Source organism: Qipengyuania oceanensis, from assembly GCF_009827535.1.
Classification (GTDB): domain Bacteria; phylum Pseudomonadota; class Alphaproteobacteria; order Sphingomonadales; family Sphingomonadaceae; genus Qipengyuania_C; species Qipengyuania_C oceanensis.
The window spans coordinates 369,564-390,925 of the sequence record NZ_WTYN01000001.1 but is presented as its reverse complement, the minus strand read 5'-3'; the positions used below and the strand labels follow the sequence as shown (position 1 = coordinate 390,925).

The window sequence follows — 21,362 nt, the reverse complement described above, 5'->3', positions numbered from 1 at the left end:
GCTTTTCCGGGCATCTCGATCAAGCAAGTTTCTTGTCAGTCCGCTTTGCCGGCCAGCTTGTCGGTCGCGCGGACAAGGCCGTCGACAATGCCCGGTTCGCCGGCGGAGTGGCCGGCATCATGGACGATCCAAAGCTCGGCTTGCGGCCACGCCTTCTTCAGCGCCCAGGCCGAGGTCGGCGGCGTGCAGATGTCATGGCGACCCTGCACGATGATGCCCGGAATATGCGCGATCCTGTCGACGTTCTCCAGCAATTGCGCTTCCTCCAGATAAAAGTTTTCGAGGAAGAACTTCGCGCAGATCCGCGCGAACGGCACGGCCTTGGATGGATCGGCAAAGCTGTCGAGCAGCGCCTCGTCGGGTAGGAGAGTGGCGACGTTGCCCTCCCACAGGGACCATTCGCGCGCGGCCGCAAACCGGATGTCCTCCCGATCGCTGGTCAGCCGCTCGTAGTAAGCCTTGACCAGATTCCCGCGCTCATCCTCCGGAACGAGGCCGGAGAAATCGTCCCACTGTTCGGCCATGATCTCGCTCGCGCCGTAGGAATAGAGCCAGTCCTTTTCCTTCTGGCGGGCGAGGAAGACGCCGCGCAGCACCAGTTCGGTCGCGCGTTGGGGGTGCGTCTGGGCGTAGGCGAGGGCGAGCGTCGCGCCCCAGCTGCCGCCGAACACCTGCCATGCATCGTGACCGCACATTTCTCGCAACCGCTCGATGTCCGCGACGATGCGCCAAGTATCGTTGTTCTCGATCTCGGCAAACGGCAGCGACTTGCCGCAGCCGCGCTGGTCGAACAGCAGAACGTCGTAGAGTTCGGGGTCCCACTGGCGACGATGGCTAGGCGACATGCCGCCGCCCGGCCCGCCATGCAGGAAGACGGCGGGCTTCGCGCCGGGCGTCCCGACCCGCTCGTAGTAGAGCGAATGACCCTCTCCCACATCGAGCATGCCTGTCTCGTAGGGTTCGATTTCAGGATAGAGTGTGCGTCGTTCGTCGGTCACCGGATCAGTCCTTTCGCGTGACGACGAGCATCGGGCCGATCGGCGCACCGCCATCGATGCGGTTCTTGGCCGGATCCCACAGCGCCGAAACGCTGCCGTCGAGATAGAGCGCGTTCGCCACTTTCAGCTCGTCACGATAGAAACGCGCGAACTTGCCGAACGATACCGGTGCTTCGCTGATGACGAAGTGGGCGCGGCCCTGGGCATCGACGCCGACACCGTTGCGGATCGCCTTGGACGGGCCATCGTCCTGGAATTCAGGGTGCAGCTTGCCGCCGATGACCAGCATCGGCCCCGACTGCGTACCAAAGGCCGGGCGATCGCGCACCGAGGAGAAGAAGTCCTCGCTGGTCTTGACGTGCCAGTTGCCGCTGCTGCCGTAGAACACGCCATTGGGCTTCATGTGGAAGTTGCCCGATCCGTCGGCCCGGTTGAGTTCCTTCAGCCGATCACCGCCTTGGACGAAATAGCCGATCGGCTTGCCTTCCTTGTCGAACATGCCGGCGTTGACGGCAAACGCCACCGATCCTGCCTCGACCGCGCCGGCATAGGCTTTCAGCGAGCGATAGGGCGCACCGCCCTTGGGACCGAGCGCCGTGCTAATGACATGCTTGCCAGGCTCGGCGACGCAATCCGTCAGCAGGACGTCCTCGAAGAAATGCGGTGTGCAGGCGGATGCGAATGCGGCGCTCGGCGACTCGCTCGGAGCGGGGGCAGCTTTCTTGCTCGCGCCGGTGACATCGCGAACCGTGTCGCCGCTGATGTCATGCCTGATGACGGGATTGCCCGCTTCCTGCTGCTGATCGCACGCAACCAGGCTCAACAGGGTCAGAAGAAATATGCGTTTCACTGGGCGTATCCGGTCTCGTTCGACACGCGCACTGCTTCGCGCGCTGCCGCGATCAGCGCGCCGGCCTTCGCCTCGCATTCTCGCTGTTCGTATTCGGGATTGCTGTCGGCAACGATCCCCGCACCGGCTTGCACGTGCAGGACGCCATCCTTCACGACCCCCGTGCGCAGGACGATGCAGCTGTCGAGCGAACCGTCAGGCGCGAAGTAGCCGACCCCGCCGGCATATGCACCGCGCGTTTCCGGTTCCAGTTCGGCGATGATCTCGCAGGCGCGGATCTTGGGTGCACCGCTGACCGTGCCGGCCGGAAAGCCGGCGAACATGGCGTCGAGCGCGTCCCTGTCGCCTGCCAGCCGGCCGACGACATTGCTGACGATGTGCATCACGTGGCTGTAGCGCTCCACGGTGAAACTGTCGGTCACCTCGACGGTGCCTTTCTCGGCTACCCGGCCGACGTCATTGCGCCCGAGATCGAGCAGCATGAGATGCTCGGCGCATTCCTTGGGGTCGTCGAGGAGGCTGATCTCGGCCTCGCGATCGGCCTTGGGATCCGCGCCACGCGGCCGGGTACCGGCGATCGGCCGGATGGTCACTTCGTTGTCGCGCACGCGAACCAGGATTTCCGGACTGGAGCCGACGATCGCAAATCCCGGCAGGTCGAGAAAATAGAGAAAGGGCGAGGGGTTCACGCGCCGCAATGCCCGGTAGAGCGAGAGTGGTGGCAGGTCGAACGGGCAGGTGAAGCGCTGCGCCAGCACGACCTGGAAGATGTCGCCTGCCGCGATATACTCCTTCGCGGCGAGCACCATCTCGCGATACCGCCCGGGCGGCATCTGGGGCTCGAGGGCGAGTTCGCCCGCATGCGATCCGGCATTCTCGGGCACCACGCTGGCCTGCATCCGTCGCTGGACGTTGTCGATCCGCTCGGCCGCAAGCTCCAGCGCAGATTCGAGGTCGCGGGAAACATCGGCCCAGACCGGTGCGATGCAGTAGAGTTCCTCGCTCAGCCGGTCGAAGACGAGGATCACGGTCGGTCGCACGAACAGCATGTCCGGCAGCCCCAGCGGATTTTCCGGTGCGCGAGGAAGGTTTTCGACGAGCCCCACGGTTTCGTACGCGAAGTAGCCGACCAGGCACGATAGCGCGGGCGGCAAGCCTTCGGGCACGTCTATGCGGCAGGCTTCGACCAGTTCGCGCAACGCGGTGACGCCATCGCCTGCACATTCCTCGAAGTTCTCGCGATCGGTTTGCCAGCGACGGTTGATCTTGGACGTGTCGCCCTGCGCGCGAAATACCAGATCGGGGTCGAGTCCGATCAGGCTGTAGCGTCCGCGTACCTCGCCGCCTTCGACCGATTCCAGCAGGAAATCGCCGCGCTCGGCCTCGAACAGCTTGCATGCCGCGCCGACCGGCGTTTCGGTATCGGCGATGGTCCTGCGCCAGACGAGCGCGTGCCTGCCCTGCGCCAGCGCGGCGCGGGCACGGTCCTCACCCTCGAGCAGGTAGCGGCGCTCGGTGCCCACCTCAGCTTTCGCCGGCAAGCTGCTTGCGAACAGCCTCGATCGCGTCGGCGTTGCGTTCCGCGCCGATTTCCTTGCGCATCGCGATGCCGAGCTGTTCGGCATATTCCGCCCCGACCGCCTGCGACAGTTCGGCGCGGGCGCGGGCGATCAGCGGATCGTCCGTTGCCAGCGGCTCAGCCGAAATCTTGTCGAGATCGACCACGAACCAGCCGTTGGCGCCGGGCGCCTGGAGCTTCTTCGCCGTTCCCTGCGCCATCGAGAACATCAGCGCCAGCGGGGAGGGCACGCGGCCCTGGAACATCTGCGTCAGCTGTTCGCGGTTGAAATCGACCCGGTCGACGCCGGGGACGGTTACCTTTTCCTCGGCGACGGCGGCAGCGAGGGTCTTGCCCTCCCGCAGCCGCGCGAGCACCCGGTCGGCAGCGGCGCGGGCCCGTGTCGATCCCTCTTTGGTGCGCCAGCGATTGACGACCTGCTCGCGGATCTCTGCCAGCGGCGCAGCCGCGCTCTCGGTGATTTCCGAAACTTCGTAGATCAGGAAAGTCTGGCCGGGTACGACCTCGGCGAGCTGCGGCTCGCCTTCCTGCATCTGGAACGCGGTGCCCAGCGCCGGTGCCAGGATTTCGGGAGCGGTTTCATCGGTGGCGCCGTACACGCGGCCGTCTCCGGTGAGCGGACGCGTGGTCTCGATCTTCGCGCCGAGCTGCTTGGCCATGTCGGAAAGAGCGATGCCCTGGTCGATTTCCTCTTCGACGCGGGCGCTCAGGTCTGAAATCGCGGCGCGACGCTTCTCCGCGCGAACTGACTCGGCGATTTCGCTGCGGGCATCGGCGAGCGAGCGCTGGCCGGTGCGTGCGACGCTGTCCACCTTGACGACATGGTAGCCGAGGCCGGACCGCGCGATCGGCGCAACGGAGCCACCGGCCGCGCCGAATACGGCATCGGCAACCGGCTTGGAGGATTGCTGCTGGTACGCTGCCTTGCCGATCGGGCCGATCTGCGCAGTCGAAAAGCCTGCGCTGCGGGCGACCTGGTCGATCGAGCCACCCCCGGCGAGCTGCTGGCGCAGCGCGTTTGCGCCCGCCTCGGTCGGGACGATGATCTGCGTGAGAGTGCGCGTCTCGCTCGCGGCATATTGCGCCTTGTCGCGTTCGTAGCGGGCGGCGATCTCGTTGTCGGTGGGCTCGATCGATCCGTCGAGCGCATCGGTGCCGAAGGTCGCATAGCGGATCACGCGGCGTTCGGGCCGGATGAAGTCCGACCGGTTCGACTGGTAGAAAGCCTGAAGCTGCGCTGCCGTTGGATCGCCCTTGGGTGCGTAGGCGGCGCTCGGCAAGGTCGCGATCGCGCCTTGGCGGCGTTCGCGAAGCAGTGCTGCATACCGCCGCGCCATCGGCTCTGGCATGGTGGCAGCATAGCTTGCCGGCACGAGCAATTGCTGGGCGTAGAGCGAACTGGCGATGTCCTCGCGAACGACCGCGTCCGACAGGCCCTGCTGGGCGAGCGCGTTCTGGTAAGCGGTCTGGCTGAAATTGCCGTCAGGCCCGCGGAACGCCGGGATGCCGATGATCTCGCTGTTGATCAGGTTGGCGCCGGCACGCAGGCCGTACTTCTGGGCATATTCGCGGATCGCCGTCCGGTTGATCAGGCTGTCCAGGACTTCTTCTAGGCCGCCCTGCTGGACGAAGGCCTGAATCGACATCGTCGGGTTTTCCTGACGCATCTGGTTCACCGCCGAGGTCGCCGCACGGCTGAGGTCCGCGGTCCCGATCTTCGTATCGCCGACCACCGCCACGCGATTGCCGCCGGCAACGCCGCCGAAGGTCCCGGTGTTCGCAACGTCGGAACTGGCGAAGGCGAAGGCGATAAGCGCCAGGAACGCAAAGGTGATGCCGAGCCCGACCTTGGACTGGAAGAACCTGCGGAAGAAGTGAATCATGAGAACGAGAAGTCCGGCAAATGGGTGGGACGGACCCGATGGGACGGGCCCGATTTACCGGGGCGCTTTATCGGGCCTGCGTTCTCGCGGCAACAGGTCTCGGCAGTCTCGCCAACAGGGATCGGCGGGGTTTTGACTGACGGGCCCTGCTCGGCTAGCGGAGCGATCCAAACACGCAGAACCTGCTGATTGCAGATTCGCATTTCATACAGGAATGGTAGTCGCATGGCCCCGAGGCCCTACATCGTCGGCAATTGGAAAATGAACGGAATGCGCTCGATGCTCGGCGAAGCCCGCGCAATCGATCGCGCAGCGCAGCGATTGATGAAGGTCGAAGTCGCCCTCGCTCCTCCTTTCACCCTCATCCACGCCGTCCATCGCGAAGTCGAGCAGATCGGCGTCGGAGCGCAGGATTGTCACGCCGGCGAAGATGGCCCGCATACCGGCGACATCTCGGCCACGATGGTGGCCGACGCCGGCGCCAAGTTCGTCATTCTGGGTCATAGCGAGCGGCGCCAGGACCACGGCGAGACGAATGAGCTGGTCCGGGCGAAAGCCGATGCAGCGCTCGGTGCCGGAATGCGTGTCATCCTCTGCTGCGGCGAAGAAGAAAGCGTGCGCGATGGCGGAACCGCGGAAGCCTTCGTTCTCAACCAACTGCGCAAGTCCTTGCCGCAGATGCAGAGTGAGGCGGACGAAATTGCCGACCGCCTGACCGTCGCATACGAGCCAATCTGGGCGATCGGGACCGGGCGCACGCCGACGGTCGCGGAGGTCGAGGCAATGCACGGCGCGATCCGCACGCTGCTGATCGAACTCTACGGCGAAACGGCGGGAAGCGACGTCCGCATCCTCTATGGCGGCTCGGTCAAACCGGACAATGCTGCCGAGCTCATGGCGGCAAAGAACGTCGGCGGTGCGCTCGTCGGCGGCGCCAGCCTGACGGCCGAAAGTTTCCTCGGCATCGTTCTTGCCACCAGCGAACTCGTAGCCGCCTGACGGCTCAATGCTTGCCCGGGCGGCGCGCGACGCCTATCTGGGCCCCCAAGTCATAGCAGAAGACCAGACATGTCCCTTTTTCTCTTCCTGACCGTACTCCAGGCGATCGTCGCCGCAGCCCTTGTCGGCATCATCCTGATGCAGCGTTCCGAGGGCGGCGGGCTCGGCATCGGGGGCAGCCCGACGGGAATGCTCGGTGCGCGCGGTGCGGCCGATTTCATGACCCGCACGACCAAGATCCTCGCGATCGCGTTCGTGACCCTGTCGATTGCGCTGGCAGCGGTGGCGGTCGAGACGACCGGCACCGACGAAATCACCAGCACGCTCGATCGCAGTGTCGCTCCGGTCGAGAACGACCCGCTGGCAGGCGCACTTGCGCCGAGCCAGCCTGTTCAGCCGTCAGCGCCTGCCGAAGCGGCTCCCGCGACTGGCGACGACCCGCTCGCCGGCGCGACCGAGTAAGCACCCCGAACAAGTTGTGGATGGCGGCCTTCGCGTCGCCATTTCGCGCTTGCCCCGAATCCGTTTAAGTCCCTAAGGCCCGACTCCCATGGCGCGGTACATTTTTATCACCGGCGGCGTGGTTTCATCGCTCGGCAAGGGTCTGATGGCGGCAAGCCTTGCTGCCCTCCTCCAGGCGCGTGGCTACAAGGTCCGCATCCGGAAATTCGACCCCTACCTCAACGTCGATCCCGGCACGATGAGCCCGTATCAGCACGGCGAGGTCTATGTGACCGACGACGGCGCGGAAACCGACCTCGATCTCGGTCACTACGAGCGCTTCACGGGCGTTTCCGCGCGGCAAAGCGACAACATCACTTCGGGCAGGGTCTATCGCGACATCATCCAGCGCGAGCGGCGGGGCGATTATCTCGGCGCGACGGTGCAGGTCATCCCGCACGTCACCGACGAGATCAAGAAGTTCGCCCTGTCCGACGCGGACGATCTCGACTTCGTTCTGTGCGAGATCGGCGGAACGGTCGGCGACATCGAATCGCTGCCTTTCATGGAAGCGATCCGTCAGCTGCGGAACGAACTCGAGCCGCTGCAAACGCTGTCGGTCCACGTTACTCTGGTGCCCTACATCGCCGCAGCCGGCGAGCTCAAGACCAAGCCGACCCAGCACTCGGTGCGCGAACTCGCATCGCTCGGCATCAAGCCGGACGTGCTGCTGTGCCGGATGGAGCATCCGCTTCCCGAAGGCGAACGGCGCAAGATTGCGCAGTTCTGCAACGTCAGGGCCGAAGCGGTCATCCCGGCGCTCGATGCGCCCTCGATCTATTCCGTCCCGATGCAGTATCATCGCGAGGGCCTCGACGAGCAGGTGCTCAAGAGCTTCGGCATTCACGATGCACCGCCGCCGGACCTGTCGCGCTGGGACGACGTGACCGACCGCTATTTCAATCCTGAAGGCGAAGTCACAATCGGCGTGGTCGGCAAGTACGTCGGCCTGCCAGATGCCTACAAGTCGCTCAACGAGGCGCTGGTGCACGGCGGCCTCGCCAACCGGACCAAGGTCAAGATCGAGTGGATCGACGCCGAGATCTTCGAGCAGGACGATTCGGAGATCGCGGCGCAACTCGAGCCGCTGCACGGGATTCTGGTCCCGGGCGGGTTTGGCGAGCGCGGGTCGGAAGGCAAGATCGCTTCCGTCCGTTTCGCGCGAGAGCACAGCGTCCCCTTCTTCGGGATCTGTCTCGGCATGCAGATGGCCTGCATCGAGGCGGCACGCAGCGCCGGTTTCGAAAAAGCGTCCTCGACGGAGTTCGGCGAAACCGAGCAGCCGGTCGTCGGCATCATCACCGAGTGGATGAGCCAGGAAGGGCTTCAGCAGCGCGAGAGCGGGGGTGACCTCGGCGGTACGATGCGGCTCGGCGCCTATGATGCGAGCCTTGCGGCCAACAGCCATGTCAGCGCGATCTACGGCGGTGCCACGACGATTTCCGAGCGGCATCGTCATCGCTACGAGGTCAATTCGGCCTACATCGACGCACTCGAGAAGCAGGGACTGATCTTTTCCGGAATGTCGCCCGACGGACTTTTGCCCGAGATCGTGGAACGACCGGACCATCCCTGGTTCGTTGGCGTCCAGTTCCATCCCGAGCTAAAGAGCAAGCCGTTCGATCCGCATCCGCTCTTTGCCGGTTTCGTGGCAGCGGCACTCGCGCAATCGCGACTGGTCTGATCCGCTAGAAGACCGACGGCGCCCCTGGCGCGCGCTAAATGTCGGTTTTCTACAAAGACCCTTTATCTTTTGTTATGTTTGCTGCACTGTGTTTTCAGCGTTGGAGCCATGCGAGTCTCCACGGTGGGGTGGCTCTCTAATCGAGTACCGGACTTGTTCCGGTTTTGATCGTCTTCTGCGACCCGGGCGATCAACATCGGACATGGCGGCGCAATGCGTCGCGGGGGCGGATCTTCGGATCCGCCCCCACTATTTTATGCACCAATGCTGGAATGCCTCAGGCGGCGTCGACAACCTTGTCGGCGTGATCGTCGTCATCGTTTTCGATGACTTCGAGCGTCGGCTGCCCGTTGATCGAAACCTTCTTCGGCTTCATGGCCTCGGGCACTTCGCGCACCAGGTCGATCACCAGCAGCCCATCGTGGAGGTCCGCGTTCTCTACCCGGACGTAGTCCGCCAGTTCGAAGCGGCGTTCGAAGCTGCGGTTGGCGATACCCACATGGATCATCTCGCCATCGGCTGCATCGTCGCGCTTGCGGCCCTGGATCACGAGCAGGTTCTGCTGGGCGGTAATATCGAGATCGGCGGGCTTGAAGCCGGCCACCGCCAGCGTGATGCGGAAGTCGTCATCGCCTCGACGCTCGATATTGAAAGGGGGATAGTTGTCGCCGGCGTTGTTTCGGGCAGTCGATTCGAGCAGGTCGAAGACGCGGTCGAAACCGACGGTGCTGCGGCGATACGGGGTGAAATCAAAACGGTTCATCGAAACAAATCCTCTTCTGAGCAATTTGACATGTATGGAACTCGGCCGAAACCGACGTTCCTTTGCGCTCCACCCGTATGGCGTGGGACGCAGGATCAAGATAAGGTCGGCCGGATCGCTTTCAAGCATCCGGCGAGCGACCGGAATGAAGGGCCAGAATGACTGCACCGAAAATCGACGTCTACACCAAGTTCGGCTGCGGCTTCTGCTATCGTGCGAAACGGCTGCTCGACGAGAAGGGTGCAGAATACGAGGAATTCGACATCACGATGGGCGGTCCCAAGCGTGCCGAAATGCTCGAGCGGGCTCCGGGCGCTCGCACCGTCCCGCAGATATTCATTGGCGACACGCATGTCGGCGGCTCGGACGAGCTGGCCGCGCTGGAGCGTGACGGAAAACTCGACGGGCTGCTGGCCGGCTGATGGCTGCCGGGGCATGACCCGCATCGCGCTTCTGCAGATGACAACGGGCATCGATCCGTTGGCCAACGCCGGGTCGATTGCCAAAGGTATCGAACAAGCCGCCGGCGATGGCGCCGAAATCCTTTTCACTCCCGAGATGAGCGGGTTGCTCGACCGTGACCGAAAGCGGGCAGCCGCTTCGATCGTCTCGGAAGACGTCGATCAGGTGCTGGCACGCACTCGCGAAGCTGCGGCGCGGGCCGGTATCTGGGTGGCGATCGGTTCGCTCGCGATCGATCGCGGGGACGGGCTCTACGCCAATCGCTCGTTCCTGATCGACGGCGCAGGCGAAGTACGCGCGCGATACGACAAGATGCACATGTTCGACGTGGACCTGCAGACGGGCGAAAGCTGGCGCGAATCGAACGCCTTTGTGCCGGGCGACGAAGTCGTGACCGTTGCGGACACGCCGGTCGGCAAGCTCGGTTTGACCATCTGCTACGACCTGAGATTTCCTGCTCTCTACGATGCGCTGGGGAGGGCTGGGTGCGATTGCATCGCCATTCCCGCGGCCTTCACCGTACCCACTGGAAGCGATCATTGGCACGTCATGCAAAGGGCAAGGGCCATCGAGGCAAGCGCCTTCGTCGTCGCTGCCGCGCAGGTGGGCGAGCACCAGGATGGCCGACAGACCTATGGCCACTCGCTGGTCGTCGATCCCTGGGGGCAGGTACTGCTCGACATGGGAGAGGAAGGTGCCGGGGTGGGGCTGTGCGAGATCGACCTGACGCGCATCGAGGCAGTTCGCCGGCAGGTTCCCAGCCTTGCCAACCGTCGCGACATCGCCACATAGCTAGTCATGATCGTTTTCGACCTCGATTGCGCCCTCGGCCACCGATTCGAAGGCTGGTTCGGATCGTCCGACGACTATCGCTCCCAGCAGGATCGCGGACTGGTTACCTGCCCGCACTGCGGATCGGCCGAAATATCCAAGGCGCCGATGGCGCCGGCAGTCCCCGCCAAAGGCAACCAGCGCCCGGCTGCCATCGATCGTAGCGAGACCGTGTCGGGCGGTCATATTCCTCCCGAAGTCCGCAAGGCCATGCAGGCACTCGCCGAAGCGCAGGCAAAGGCATTGAAGGAAAGCCGCTATGTCGGCGACAAGTTCGCGGAAGAGAGCCGCGCCATGCATTACGGCGACAAGGATCTGGAAGCGATCCACGGCAAGGCAACGCTGAAGGAAGCGAAGGAACTGCTTGAGGAAGGCGTGGCGGTGGCGCCGCTCCTGGCGCCTTACACGCCGCCCGGCGAACTGAACTGATTGCGCGCTCGCGCCTGCATGCTAATGGCGCGCTTGCGGTGCGCCCGTAGCTCAGTCGGATAGAGCACCAGATTCCTAATCTGGGGGCCACAGGTTCGAATCCTGTCGGGCGCACCAGCCTATGTTCGGCGAGTTCCCTGCCATGCGAGCAAGGCCGAAATCGCCGACATGGTGACGAGCAGGGCGCAGGTTCCGGCCCAATCGTAGTGGTCGAACACCCACGTGCCGGCAAAGCTCGCAAGGCCCCCGCCCACGAACATCATCACGATGTAGATCGTCGTCAGGCGCGTTCTCAGATTGGCGTCGAGCGCGAGGAACGTCATCCGGCTCGTCACGTCGACGGTAGGACCGACGAGGTTCGTCAGGATGAGCGGGACGAGCAACAGCCACAGGTTCCACCCCAGTGGGTAATAGAGCGCAATCCCGCAGAGCGCGATGACCGCCAGGACCGCGCGCGCCTTGCGAGCACCGACCCGGTCGGCCCAGCGTCCGATACGCGGGGTCGAGAAGATACTGACAGCGGCGAGCGCGGCCAGGTAGCCCACGGTATCGGTCCCGTAGCCCATCTCCGGCGATGTCAGGTGCAATGCGAGGCCAAGCCACAGGGCGATGAACGTGCCGAAGTTCAGCGCCTGGATGGAGCCTGCGCGAAAGATGTCCGGATGCTGCCGGGCAATGGTCACCAGCGATTTCAGCAGTCCGACGTAGCTGCCACGGGCAGAACGCTCGCGTTCGCCCTTGTCCATCACCAGCGGCAACATGATCGTCATCGCGATCATCAGGCTCGTCGCGATCCAGTAGACCGGGCGCCAGCCGAAGTTCTCGGCGATGACTCCGGCGCCGACACGCGCGACGAGAATCCCGAAGATCACGCCGACCGTCAGCAGGGCGGTGACCTGGCCGAGCCGCTCGGGCGCGATCCGTTTGGATGCGTATGCAGGCAGCAGATAGGGCGCGATCGTGAAGAACCCCAGCAGCGTCGATCCCGCCGTGAACAGAACGAAACTGCCAGCCAGCGTCATGATCGCCAGACCGATCGTCTGCCCGATCGTGAAGATCGTCGTCAGCGTGCGGTTCGAGTAGCGATCGCCGAGCGGAAGCAACAGGAAGATGCCCACCGCCAGCGCGAGCTGGTTGAGCGCCGGAACGAGCCCGATCCGTGCGTGGCTCACGCCGAAATCGTCGGCGACGTCGCCGATGATCGGGTGGATGTAATAGGCATTCGCGGTCACGACGGCTGCGGCGAGCGCCAGCAGCCATTGGTCACGCCGAGTCAGCATCCTGTGCGGCAGAGCTTGGGTCAGGTGAGAAATTCCGCCTTGCGCGCCATGTCTATGATGCCCTGCGCGAGTTCGCGCGGACGATCTTCCTGGCTGAAATGGCCACAGCGCGACAGCATTGCGTGCGGCTGTCCCTTCGCACCCGCGATATTGTCTGCAAGAGCGGGACCGCCCCGGCCGAGAACGGGATCGTCCTCGCCGAACAAGGTCAGGAAGGGCTTGTCGAAAGCAGCAAGACCTTGCCAGGCACGCTTGTTCTGCGCAATGCCGTCCATCCCGTCCTCGACCGGTACTAATGCGGGGAAGGCGCGGGCGCCAGCCTTGCTCGGTTCGTCGGGGAAGGGGGCGTCGTACGCGGCCACCTCCGCTTCGGTCAGTTCGGTCGCGGTCGAGCGCTGGAGCAGGCTTCCGATAACGAAATCGGGCGAGGTACGGGCGAATTCTCGCCACGCCATGAAACCTTCGGACACCCTCCCGCCGACCGGCAGGGCGCCATTGCTCACAACCACGCAGGCGAAGCGATCGGGCTCGTTGCCGACCATCCTCAGGCCGAGGAGGCTACCCCAGTCCTGGCAGAACAGAGCGGCTTTGCCAGGCACTACCTTGTCACGCCATTGGCCGAGCCAGTCGACATGGCGATCATAGGTGTAGAATGCCTGGTCGTCCGGTTTGTCGCTCTTGCCGAACCCAATGAGATCGGGAGCGAGGCAGCGGAATCCAGCTTCCACGAGGATCGGAATCATCTTGCGGTAGAGAAAGCTCCAGCTTGGCTCGCCGTGATAGAGAAGCACCGGCGGTGCGTCGCTCGGACCCTCATCGAGATAGTGCATCCGGCCGTGGTGGCCGTCGCCAAGATCGATCTCGAGCCAATTCTCGGCGAACGGATAGTCCGGCAAACTGGCGAAACGGGCGGGGTCGAATGACAGAATTTGCATCGGCTGAACTCCCTTGCGCAGGATCGAGTAGCACGCAAAAACCTAATTGCCAGCAGCTTCGCCCGGTTCCTTGCCCAACGGCACCTTCTCCTTAAAGGTATGGGTCACATAGGGGAACGGTATCTCGATCCCTGCAGCATCGAGGTGCTTCTTGATCGCCTTGATCGCTTCGCTCTTGGTCTGTCGCAAGTCGCGAGCAGCCGATTGGGCATACCACTGGACCAGGAAATCGACCGAGCTGGCACCGAATTCCTGCGCGTAGACGATGACGGGCCGGTCCTCGACGATGGCGTCGACTGTCTTCATCGCATCGGCGATGACCTGTTGCGCCTTTTCGAGGTCGGTATCGTAGCTCACGCCGACGACGACCTCGTTGCGGCGGACCGTTTCATCGGTGAGGATCTGCACCGGGTTCTTGAACAACATCGAATTCGGCATGATCGTCAGCTCGTTGGAGAGCTGGCGGATGTGCGTTTCACGCAAGGTAATATGTTCGACCTTGCCCAGGACGCCTTCGACCTCGATCAGGTCGCCGATGCGCATTTTCTCGCGCAGCATTATGAGCACGCCGGCAAGGAAATTCTCGAAAATATCCTGGAAGGCAAAGCCGATGGCGACCGCGCCTATTCCGAGGCCTGCGATCATTCCGCCAAGCGTGAAACCAGGCACCACGATCGCGGCAGCCAGCAGGAAGCCGATGAGGAAAACGACCAGCTTGACGAGTGTACGCATCAGGCTGCGCAGGTCCTCGCGCATGTTGGTACGCGCGGTAACCTTGTCGACGATCGATCGGGCGACCTTCGACACGATCCACGCGATGATGAGGACGACGAGAGCGATGGCCAGGCTTGGCAGGATCTCGATGGCGCCCTTGGCCATGCCCTGAAGCTGGGTTTTCAGTATTTCGATATAATTCAAGAGAGCCCCTGTTTTCTGCCCTCATAATGCGTCAAAAATGGCGGGGTTCCGAGGTTCTGGCCAATCAGTCAGGCGCCGGCGCGCTGCCATGTTCCTTGCGCGCGATCTCGTGCAACCAGTCTGCATGACGCGGGGCCTTCTTGGTTTCGCTCCACTCGTCGAGCATCATCGGCGCTACCCGCTTGAGCTCGGCATACTGCTCGTCCGTACCGATGTCGGCGGCCAACTCCACGCGGTGCCCGTTCGGATCGAAGAAGTAGATCGACTTGAAAATCCCGTGATGCGTCGGGCCGAGGACATCGACGCCGCAACTCTCGATATGCTGCTTGGCAGCCAGCAATTCTTCCTCGCTGCCGACCCTGAAGGCGAGGTGCTGGACCCAGGCGGGCGTGTTTTCGTCCCGGCCCATGTCCCGCTGGTTGGGCAGTTCGAAGAAGGCCAGGATGTTGCCGTTACCCGCATCCAGGAAAACGTGCATGTACGGATCGTACTCGCCGGTCGACGGCACGTGGTCTTCGGCAAATGCGGTGGTGTAGTCCATGCCGAGCACCTTGCCGTACCAGTCCACGGTCTCTTTCGCATCCTTGCAGCGATAGGCCGCGTGATGGACACCGCCGAGACGGACGGGATGGGATGCAGCGCCGCTCATTCTGCCGGCTCCGCATCGACGGTTTCGGCGTCTTCGACACTCAGGACGCCGCGCCGAATCTGGTCACGCTCCATGCTTTCGAACAGCGCCTTGAAATTGCCTTCGCCGAAGCCCTCGTCGCCTTTGCGCTGGATGAACTCGAAGAACACTGGGCCGACCTGTGCCTCGGCGAATATCTGCAACAACAGGCGTGGCTGGCCGCCTTCCGTCGTCCCGTCGAGCAGGATGCCGCGCGCCTTGAGTTCGTCGGTCGGCTGGCCGTGATCGGGCAGGCGCTCGGGAAGCATCTCGTAATAGGTTTCCGGCGGTGCGGTCATGAACGGCACGCCGAATTCCTTGAGCCTGTCCCAGGCTGCGATCAGGTCATCGCAGATGAGAGCGATGTGCTGGATGCCTTCGCCGTTGAACTCGCGCAGGAACTCCTCGATCTGGCCGCCGCCACCCTTGGCTTCCTCGTTGAGCGGAATGCGGATCTTGCCGTCCGGCGCGGTGAGCGCTTTCGAGGTCAGTCCGGTATACTCGCCCTTGATGTCGAAGAAGCGGATCTCGCGGAAGTTGAAGAGGGTCTCGTAGTAATCGGCCCAGTACTTCATCCGGCCACCGTAGACGTTGTGCGTCAGGTGATCGATGTGGGTGAAGCCCGCGCCTTCGGGATGCCTGTCGACGCCGGGAAGATACTCGAAATCGATGTCGTAGATGGTCAGGCCGTCGCCATTTTCGTCCTGGTACCGGTCGACGAGATACAGGATTGCGCCGCCGATCCCGCGAATGGCAGGGATATGCAGTTCCATCGGACCCGTTTCGACCTGAACCGGCTCGGCACCCTTGTCGAGAAGGTGCTGGTAGGCCTTGCGCGCGTCCTTGACCCGAAACGCCATGCCGCAGGCACTGGCGCCATGCTCGCGGGCGAAATACCACGCGGCGCTCTTGGGTTCGTAATTGGCGATCAGGTTGATTCCGCCCTGTCGCCAAAGGTCGACATCCTTCGAACGGTGCGTCGCGACATGCTGGAATCCCATAGCCTTGAAGACCGGTTCGAGTTGGCCCTTCTCGGGTGCGCAGAACTCGACGAATTCGAAACCGTCGAGGCCGGCGGGGTTGTCGAACAGGTCGGGCATGATCTTCTCCACGAGATTTGGTTTCGTCTGAAACTAAATAGCCCACTCGGCCCTATTTGTAAAGCCGATGGAGCGTCCGCTGGTTCCATGCCAAGGCGTTGCAGAGCGGAACCGCGCAGTGCACAATGGCTACGAGGGAGAGCGTCGATGACGAGAACGAGAGGCATCAATCACGTCGCGCTGGTCTGCCGCGACATGAAGCAGACGGTCGATTTCTATACCCGGGTGCTGGAGATGCCCCTGTTCAAGACGGTGCAGCTTCCCGATGGAGGCCAGCATTTCTTCTTCGATTGCGGGGGCGGGGCGAGCGTTGCTTTCTTCTGGTGGAAAGACGCTCCGCCAGCGGCGCCCGGCATCGCTTCGGTCGAGCATTTTCCGATGAAGCCCAAGACCGCGATCGGCTCGATGAACCATCTTGCCTTCGACGTGGAGCAGGACCAGCTCGAGGCGATGCTGGCGCGGCTGAAGGATGCCGGGGTCCCGCACACGCCAGTGGTCGTCAATCACGACGACAGCCCGCAGGGTGTCGCCGCCGAGATGCACGAAGGCGTCTTCGTGCGATCGGTGTATTTCACCGATCCCAATGGCATCATGATGGAATTTGCATCGACCACAAAGGAATTTGGGCCGGACGACATTGCTCACGAACCCGCAAGCCTGGAGACCGCCTGACATGCCGCGCCTGCGCGAGATACCCCGCGAGGAGGCGGACACCGAAGTTGCCTTGCCGCTTTACAAGCTGCTGTTCGGCGAGCGCGATCCGGTTGCGGAGCCGGGCACCGATACCGGCACCCGCGGGGACTGGTGGACGGTCTTCGCCGCTTCGCCCGATACGCTGAAACATGCCGCCCAAGGCTTTGCCTATTACCGCAGCCCGCAGCGCAAGCTCGACCCGGTGCTCCGCGAACTGGGACAGACCTGGGCCGGTTATGCCGTCGGCAGCCAGTTCGTTTTCTCGCAGCACTGCAAGAGCCTGCGCGGCCTCGGGGTCAGCGAGGAGAAGATAGCCGCGCTCCCGACATGGCAGAGCGCGGACTGCTTCGACGAGCGAGAGCGGATTGTCCTTGCCTATGCCGATCGGCTGGTCACGCATCGCGGGCGGGTGCCGGATGCGCTGTTTGCGCAGATCAAGGACATTCTCTCCGAAGTAGAGATCCTCGAATTGACATACACGACCTGCCTCTACGACATGCACGCGGTGATGACGAAGGCGCTACGACTGGAGTTCGACGATCGCGACGATCCAGTCGTGGAAGTCGCCGCGCCCGAAAGTTTCTCCGCCACCGATTTTCTCGACACCGGACGATAGGACCCCATGACCGAATCCGAAGACCTGGCGGAGATCCGCCGCGCAGTCCGCGCGCTCTGCGAAGACTTTCCCGGCGAATACTGGCGCGAAAAGGACCGCGACCGGGCCTACCCTTCCGAATTCGTCGACGCGCTGACCGAGGCCGGGTTCCTGGCCGCGCTGATACCTACCGAGTACGGCGGCAGCGGCCTCAAACTGGACGCAGCGGCCGTCATCATGGAGGAGATCCAGGCGAGCGGCTCCAATGGCGCCTCGGCCCATGCCCAGATGTACATCATGAACACGCTGCTGCGCTACGGATCGGAGGAACAGAAATCCGAATACCTGCCCAAGATCGCGACGGGTGAACTCCGTCTGCAGGCCTTCGGCGTGTCCGAGCCGACAAGCGGGACCGACACGCTGTCGCTGAAAACGCGCGCGGTGCGGGACGGCGACGACTATGTCATCAGCGGCCAGAAGATCTGGACGAGCCGCGCCGAGCATTCGGACCTCATGCTGCTCCTGGCACGCACGACGCCGCGTGAGGAAGCCGCCAGCAAGACAGAGGGCCTTTCGATCTTCCTCGTCGATATGCGCACGGCGCGCGACGCAGGCGGCATGACGATCAAGCCCATCCGCACGATGATGAACCATTCGACCACGGAGGTCTTCTTCGACGAAATGCGCGTCCCGGCGACCTCGCTGATCGGCGAGGAGGGGAAGGGCTTCCGCTACATATTGTCAGGAATGAACGCGGAACGCGTGCTGATCGCTGCCGAGTGCATCGGTGATGCCAAGTGGTTCATCGACCGCGCTGTCGACTACGCGAAGGACCGGACCGTATTTTCGCGACCGATCGGACAGAACCAGGGCGTCCAGTTCCCGATCGCGCGCTGCTATGCCCAGATGCGCGCCGCCGAACTCATGGTTCACCATGCGGCTCGCGTTTACGACGAGGGGGGTAATGCGGGCGAGGAAGCGAACATGGCGAAGATGCTCGCCAGCGAGGCCAGCTGGGCTGCGGCCGACATGTGCGTGCAGACCCACGGCGGGTTCGGATTCGCGGAGGAGTACGACATCGAGCGCAAGTTCCGCGAAGCGCGGCTTTATACCGTCGCGCCGATCTCGACCAACCTCATCCTCAGCTATCTGGCCGAACACGTGCTCGGCCTGCCGCGTTCCTACTGACAAACGCGCAGAATCGCTTGCTTTCGGGCGTTAACCGTGATTCTATTGCGACGTGGCACGCGAGGGGCATCAGATACTTACCAGCAAGGAGCGCCGGATTCAGGCGCTTGCGCTCGGCCTGCTTTTGCTGATGGGCGGTCTGGCAGTTGCCGGCCCGTCCGGCTTGCTTGCGTGGAGCGAGAATCTCCGGCTTCTGGACGAGCGCAACCAGCAGATCGCGTCGCTGCAGGAAGAGCGTACGGAACTGAAGAACCGCGTCGCTCTGCTCGACCCCAACAATGCCGATCCGGACCTGATTGGCGAACTGCTTCGCGGCAATCTCAATTTCGTACATCCCGACGAGATCGTCGTTACGCTCGAGCCCGAACATCCGGCCGAATGAGTAATCGCGGCTTGGCCGTGACCTAACGTAAATTGCTGATGTCGCGGCCGGTTGCGATTGCGCAGCCACGCCGGTTATGCCTATAGCCGCTTGCACTTTCCGCCTCCCCAGGCAGCCCGTCACAACAAGGAGCCAGCGTTGGCCAACTCCGCCAAGTCGCCACAGAACGCGCCGGCGTCATCAGCAGCCGATGATACCGACTTCCTCCTGCGAAGCCTGCAGCAAGAATACGACCGGAACCGCCGCTTCGATGCGAGCGAGGAACAGATGCTCAAGTTCTATGAGCAGATGCTGCTGATCCGCCGGTTCGAGGAGAAGGCGGGCCAGCTCTACGGCCTGGGACTGATCGGCGGGTTCTGTCACCTGTACATCGGCCAGGAAGCCGTCGCGATCGGGCTGCAGTCCGCGCTCGACAACGACAAGGACAGCGTGATCACCGGCTACCGCGATCACGGTCACATGCTCGCCTACGGCATCGACCCCAAGGTCATCATGGCCGAGCTGACAGGGCGCGAGGCCGGTATCTCCAAGGGCAAGGGCGGGTCGATGCACATGTTCTCGACCGAGCACAAATTCTACGGCGGCCACGGCATCGTCGGCGCGCAGGTCGCACTCGGTGGCGGACTGGCGCTTGCGCACAAGTACAACGAGGACGGCGGATTGTGCCTCGCCTATTTCGGTGACGGTGCTGCCAACCAGGGCCAGGTCTACGAGACCTTCAACATGGCGGCCCTGTGGAATCTGCCGATCGTCTTCGTGGTCGAGGACAACCAGTACGCGATGGGAACGGCCACCAAGCGCAGTTCTGCCGAAACGCGCTTCTATCGTCGCGGCACGGCCTTTCGCATCCCCGGCATGGAAGTGAACGGGATGGACGTGCTTGAGGTAAGGCAGGCTGCAGAGGTGGCCTTCAAGCACGTGCGCGAAGGCAACGGTCCGGTGCTGATGGAGTGCAATACCTATCGCTATCGCGGGCACTCGATGTCCGACCCGGCCAAGTACCGGACGCGCGAGGAAGTGCAGGAACAACGCGAGCATCACGATCCGATCGAAGGGCTGAAGAAGATCCTGATCGAAAAGGGCAAGTCGGAAGACGATCTGAAAGCGATCGACAAGGCGATCCGCTCGACGGTTGCCGAAGCCGCGGACTTCGCCGAAAATTCGCCCGAGCCGGGGCCGCCCGAACTCTACACCGACGTTCTGGTGGAGAACTACTGATGGCGATCGAACTCAAGATGCCGGCGCTTTCCCCGACGATGGAGGAGGGCACGCTCGCCAAGTGGCTCAAGCAGGAAGGTGACCAGATTGCCTCCGGCGACATCATCGCCGAGATCGAGACCGACAAGGCGACGATGGAATTCGAAGCCGTCGATGAAGGCACGCTAGGCAAGATCGTCGTCGCAGCGGGAACCGAGAACGTGGCTGTAGGCACGGTGATCGCCATGCTCGCCGAGGATGGCGAGGAGCTGAGCGATGTCGAAGCGCCGGCGGCATCGGCTGCTGACGAAAGTTCTACCGATCAAGTCGACGACGTACCGGGCGAAGGCAAGGACGTGGGCCGCGAAACGAGCGAAGCCCAGGCAACCAAGCCGGCAGCGCAAGCTCGCCCCAGCGATCCCGAGGTGCCCGAAGGCACAACGATAACTTCGGTGACCGTTCGCGAAGCCTTGCGCGATGCCATGGCAGAGGAAATGCGCGCCGACGAACGCGTTTTCGTCATGGGCGAGGAAGTCGCCGAATACCAGGGGGCCTACAAGGTCACCCAGGGCCTGCTCGACGAGTTCGGTCCCAAGCGGGTCATCGACACCCCGATCACCGAATATGGCTTTGCCGGCATCGGTACAGGCGCCGCGATGGGCGGCTTGCGTCCGATCGTCGAATTCATGACGTTCAACTTCGCGATGCAGGCGATCGATCACATCATCAACTCTGCCGCCAAGACCAACTACATGTCCGGCGGGCAGATGCGGTGTCCGGTCGTGTTCCGTGGCCCCAACGGTGCAGCAAGCCGCGTGGGTGCACAGCATAGCCAGAACTACGGCCCGTGGTACGCCAGCGTGCCCGGTCTCATCGTGATCGCGCCCTATGACAGCACGGATGCCAAGGGCCTGCTGAAAGCGGCGATCCGCAGCGAGGACCCGGTCGTATTCCTCGAGAACGAGCTCGTGTACGGGCGCAGCTTCGACGTTCCGGACGTCGACGATTACGTGCTGCCGATCGGCAAGGCACGCATCGTGCGCGATGGTAGCGACGTGACCATCGTAAGCTATTCGATCGGCGTCGGCCTCGCGCTGGAAGCGGCTGAAGACCTGGCGGAGCAGGGCATCGATGCCGAGGTGATCGACTTGCGCACCCTGCGCCCGCTCGACACAGAGGCGATCCTCGAAAGCCTCAAGAAAACCAATCGCCTCATCATTGCCGAGGAAGGCTGGCCGACCTGCTCGATCGCGTCCGAAGTCATTGCGGTTTGCATGGAGCAGGGCTTCGATCACCTCGATGCGCCGGTTCTGCGGGTCTGCAACGAGGACGTGCCGCTGCCCTATGCCGCCAATCTCGAAAAGCTGGCTCTCATCGACAGCAAGCGGATCGTCGAGGCGGCGAAAAAGGTGTGCTACGTCGACTGAC

22 protein-coding genes and 1 tRNA gene are annotated in these 21,362 nt (G+C 63.2%); 13 read left to right on the top strand and 10 right to left on the bottom strand.

The genetic code is table 11. The features are described from left to right. Positions 1–35: 35 nt before the first annotated feature. From pip to GRI48_RS01895, 4 genes are read right to left on the bottom strand one after another with little or no spacing between them, the layout of a single operon-like run. On the bottom strand, positions 36–998 hold the full coding sequence (gene pip, locus GRI48_RS01910; protein WP_160670615.1) for a prolyl aminopeptidase: 963 nt from the start codon (positions 996–998) through the stop codon (positions 36–38). Positions 999–1,002: 4 nt separating this feature from the next. Further along, positions 1,003–1,848 (bottom strand): phosphodiester glycosidase family protein, encoded by an 846-nt coding sequence (locus tag GRI48_RS01905; RefSeq protein ID WP_337190748.1) that lies wholly within the window; start codon positions 1,846–1,848, stop codon positions 1,003–1,005. Further along, complete coding sequence (gene trpE / locus GRI48_RS01900) at positions 1,845–3,371, bottom strand: anthranilate synthase component I (RefSeq protein ID WP_419956938.1); 1,527 nt, start codon at positions 3,369–3,371, stop codon at positions 1,845–1,847. Before trpE ends, GRI48_RS01905 begins: the two co-directional genes overlap by 4 nt. Position 3,372: 1 nt before the next feature. Beyond that, positions 3,373–5,310: a peptidylprolyl isomerase gene (locus GRI48_RS01895; protein ID WP_160670606.1), complete on the bottom strand. Its 1,938-nt coding sequence runs from the start codon at positions 5,308–5,310 to the stop codon at positions 3,373–3,375. A gap of 225 nt (positions 5,311–5,535) precedes the next feature. On the opposite strand from GRI48_RS01895, the gene tpiA reads away from it, so the two are divergent. The 3 genes from tpiA (at position 5,536) to GRI48_RS01880 (ending at position 8,494) form a co-directional block, all read left to right on the top strand. Then, entirely contained in the window at positions 5,536–6,309 is a 774-nt protein-coding gene (tpiA, locus tag GRI48_RS01890) for a triose-phosphate isomerase (protein ID WP_160670603.1), read from the top strand. Positions 6,310–6,378: 69 nt separating this feature from the next. Continuing rightward, positions 6,379–6,771 carry a preprotein translocase subunit SecG gene (gene secG / locus GRI48_RS01885; protein ID WP_160670600.1) on the top strand — a complete coding sequence of 131 codons (393 nt, stop codon included), beginning with the start codon at positions 6,379–6,381 and terminating at the stop codon, positions 6,769–6,771. An 88-nt stretch (positions 6,772–6,859) separates the two neighbouring features. Continuing rightward, entirely contained in the window at positions 6,860–8,494 is a 1,635-nt protein-coding gene (locus GRI48_RS01880; protein WP_160670598.1) for a CTP synthase, read from the top strand. A gap of 277 nt (positions 8,495–8,771) precedes the next feature. On the opposite strand, the gene GRI48_RS01875 is transcribed toward GRI48_RS01880, so the two are convergent. Further along, positions 8,772–9,257 (bottom strand): Hsp20 family protein, encoded by a 486-nt coding sequence (locus GRI48_RS01875; protein ID WP_160670595.1) that lies wholly within the window; start codon positions 9,255–9,257, stop codon positions 8,772–8,774. Positions 9,258–9,415: 158 nt separating this feature from the next. On the opposite strand from GRI48_RS01875, the gene grxC reads away from it, so the two are divergent. The 4 genes from grxC to GRI48_RS01855 all read left to right on the top strand — a co-directional run bounded on the left by grxC (position 9,416) and on the right by GRI48_RS01855 (position 11,096). Beyond that, positions 9,416–9,679 carry a glutaredoxin 3 gene (grxC, locus tag GRI48_RS01870; RefSeq protein ID WP_160670592.1) on the top strand — a complete coding sequence of 88 codons (264 nt, stop codon included), beginning with the start codon at positions 9,416–9,418 and terminating at the stop codon, positions 9,677–9,679. 13 nt (positions 9,680–9,692) lie between these two features. After that, on the top strand, positions 9,693–10,511 hold the full coding sequence (locus GRI48_RS01865) for a carbon-nitrogen hydrolase family protein (RefSeq protein WP_160670589.1): 819 nt from the start codon (positions 9,693–9,695) through the stop codon (positions 10,509–10,511). A gap of 6 nt (positions 10,512–10,517) precedes the next feature. Then, complete coding sequence (locus tag GRI48_RS01860; RefSeq protein ID WP_160670586.1) at positions 10,518–10,979, top strand: DUF1178 family protein; 462 nt, start codon at positions 10,518–10,520, stop codon at positions 10,977–10,979. Positions 10,980–11,019: 40 nt separating this feature from the next. Then, a tRNA-Arg gene (locus GRI48_RS01855) sits at positions 11,020–11,096 on the top strand. A 2-nt stretch (positions 11,097–11,098) separates the two neighbouring features. Here GRI48_RS01855 and GRI48_RS01850 read toward each other — a convergent pair. The 5 genes from GRI48_RS01850 to hppD all read right to left on the bottom strand — a co-directional run bounded on the left by GRI48_RS01850 (position 11,099) and on the right by hppD (position 15,879). Then, a complete protein-coding gene (locus tag GRI48_RS01850) occupies positions 11,099–12,259 on the bottom strand; it encodes an MFS transporter (RefSeq protein ID WP_160670583.1) in 1,161 nt (386 codons plus the stop codon). A 20-nt stretch (positions 12,260–12,279) separates the two neighbouring features. Beyond that, the gene (locus GRI48_RS01845) at positions 12,280–13,194 is read right to left on the bottom strand and encodes a haloalkane dehalogenase (RefSeq protein WP_160670580.1); all 915 of its coding nucleotides are present in this window, start codon (positions 13,192–13,194) and stop codon (positions 12,280–12,282) included. 42 nt (positions 13,195–13,236) lie between these two features. Continuing rightward, the gene (locus tag GRI48_RS01840) at positions 13,237–14,112 is read right to left on the bottom strand and encodes a mechanosensitive ion channel family protein (protein ID WP_160670577.1); all 876 of its coding nucleotides are present in this window, start codon (positions 14,110–14,112) and stop codon (positions 13,237–13,239) included. Between the two features lie 64 nt (positions 14,113–14,176). Then, on the bottom strand, positions 14,177–14,761 hold the full coding sequence (locus tag GRI48_RS01835; protein ID WP_160670573.1) for a VOC family protein: 585 nt from the start codon (positions 14,759–14,761) through the stop codon (positions 14,177–14,179). Continuing rightward, complete coding sequence (gene hppD, locus GRI48_RS01830; protein ID WP_160670570.1) at positions 14,758–15,879, bottom strand: 4-hydroxyphenylpyruvate dioxygenase; 1,122 nt, start codon at positions 15,877–15,879, stop codon at positions 14,758–14,760. Before hppD ends, GRI48_RS01835 begins: the two co-directional genes overlap by 4 nt. A 147-nt stretch (positions 15,880–16,026) precedes the next feature. On the opposite strand from hppD, the gene GRI48_RS01825 reads away from it, so the two are divergent. The 6 genes from GRI48_RS01825 to GRI48_RS01800 all read left to right on the top strand — a co-directional run bounded on the left by GRI48_RS01825 (position 16,027) and on the right by GRI48_RS01800 (position 21,361). Then, on the top strand, positions 16,027–16,551 hold the full coding sequence (locus tag GRI48_RS01825; protein ID WP_160670567.1) for a VOC family protein: 525 nt from the start codon (positions 16,027–16,029) through the stop codon (positions 16,549–16,551). 1 nt (position 16,552) lies between these two features. Continuing rightward, positions 16,553–17,188 carry a carboxymuconolactone decarboxylase family protein gene (locus GRI48_RS01820; protein WP_160670564.1) on the top strand — a complete coding sequence of 212 codons (636 nt, stop codon included), beginning with the start codon at positions 16,553–16,555 and terminating at the stop codon, positions 17,186–17,188. A 6-nt stretch (positions 17,189–17,194) separates the two neighbouring features. Next, positions 17,195–18,355, top strand: coding sequence for an acyl-CoA dehydrogenase family protein (locus tag GRI48_RS01815; RefSeq protein ID WP_160670561.1), 1,161 nt, complete (start codon positions 17,195–17,197; stop codon positions 18,353–18,355). A 52-nt stretch (positions 18,356–18,407) separates the two neighbouring features. Further along, a complete protein-coding gene (locus tag GRI48_RS01810; RefSeq protein WP_337190747.1) occupies positions 18,408–18,737 on the top strand; it encodes an FtsB family cell division protein in 330 nt (109 codons plus the stop codon). A gap of 138 nt (positions 18,738–18,875) precedes the next feature. Further along, on the top strand, positions 18,876–19,955 hold the full coding sequence (pdhA, locus tag GRI48_RS01805) for a pyruvate dehydrogenase (acetyl-transferring) E1 component subunit alpha (protein WP_202389169.1): 1,080 nt from the start codon (positions 18,876–18,878) through the stop codon (positions 19,953–19,955). Continuing rightward, complete coding sequence (locus GRI48_RS01800) at positions 19,955–21,361, top strand: pyruvate dehydrogenase complex E1 component subunit beta (RefSeq protein ID WP_160670552.1); 1,407 nt, start codon at positions 19,955–19,957, stop codon at positions 21,359–21,361. The genes pdhA and GRI48_RS01800 overlap by 1 nt, the downstream gene beginning before the upstream one ends. Position 21,362: the final 1 nt, after the last annotated feature.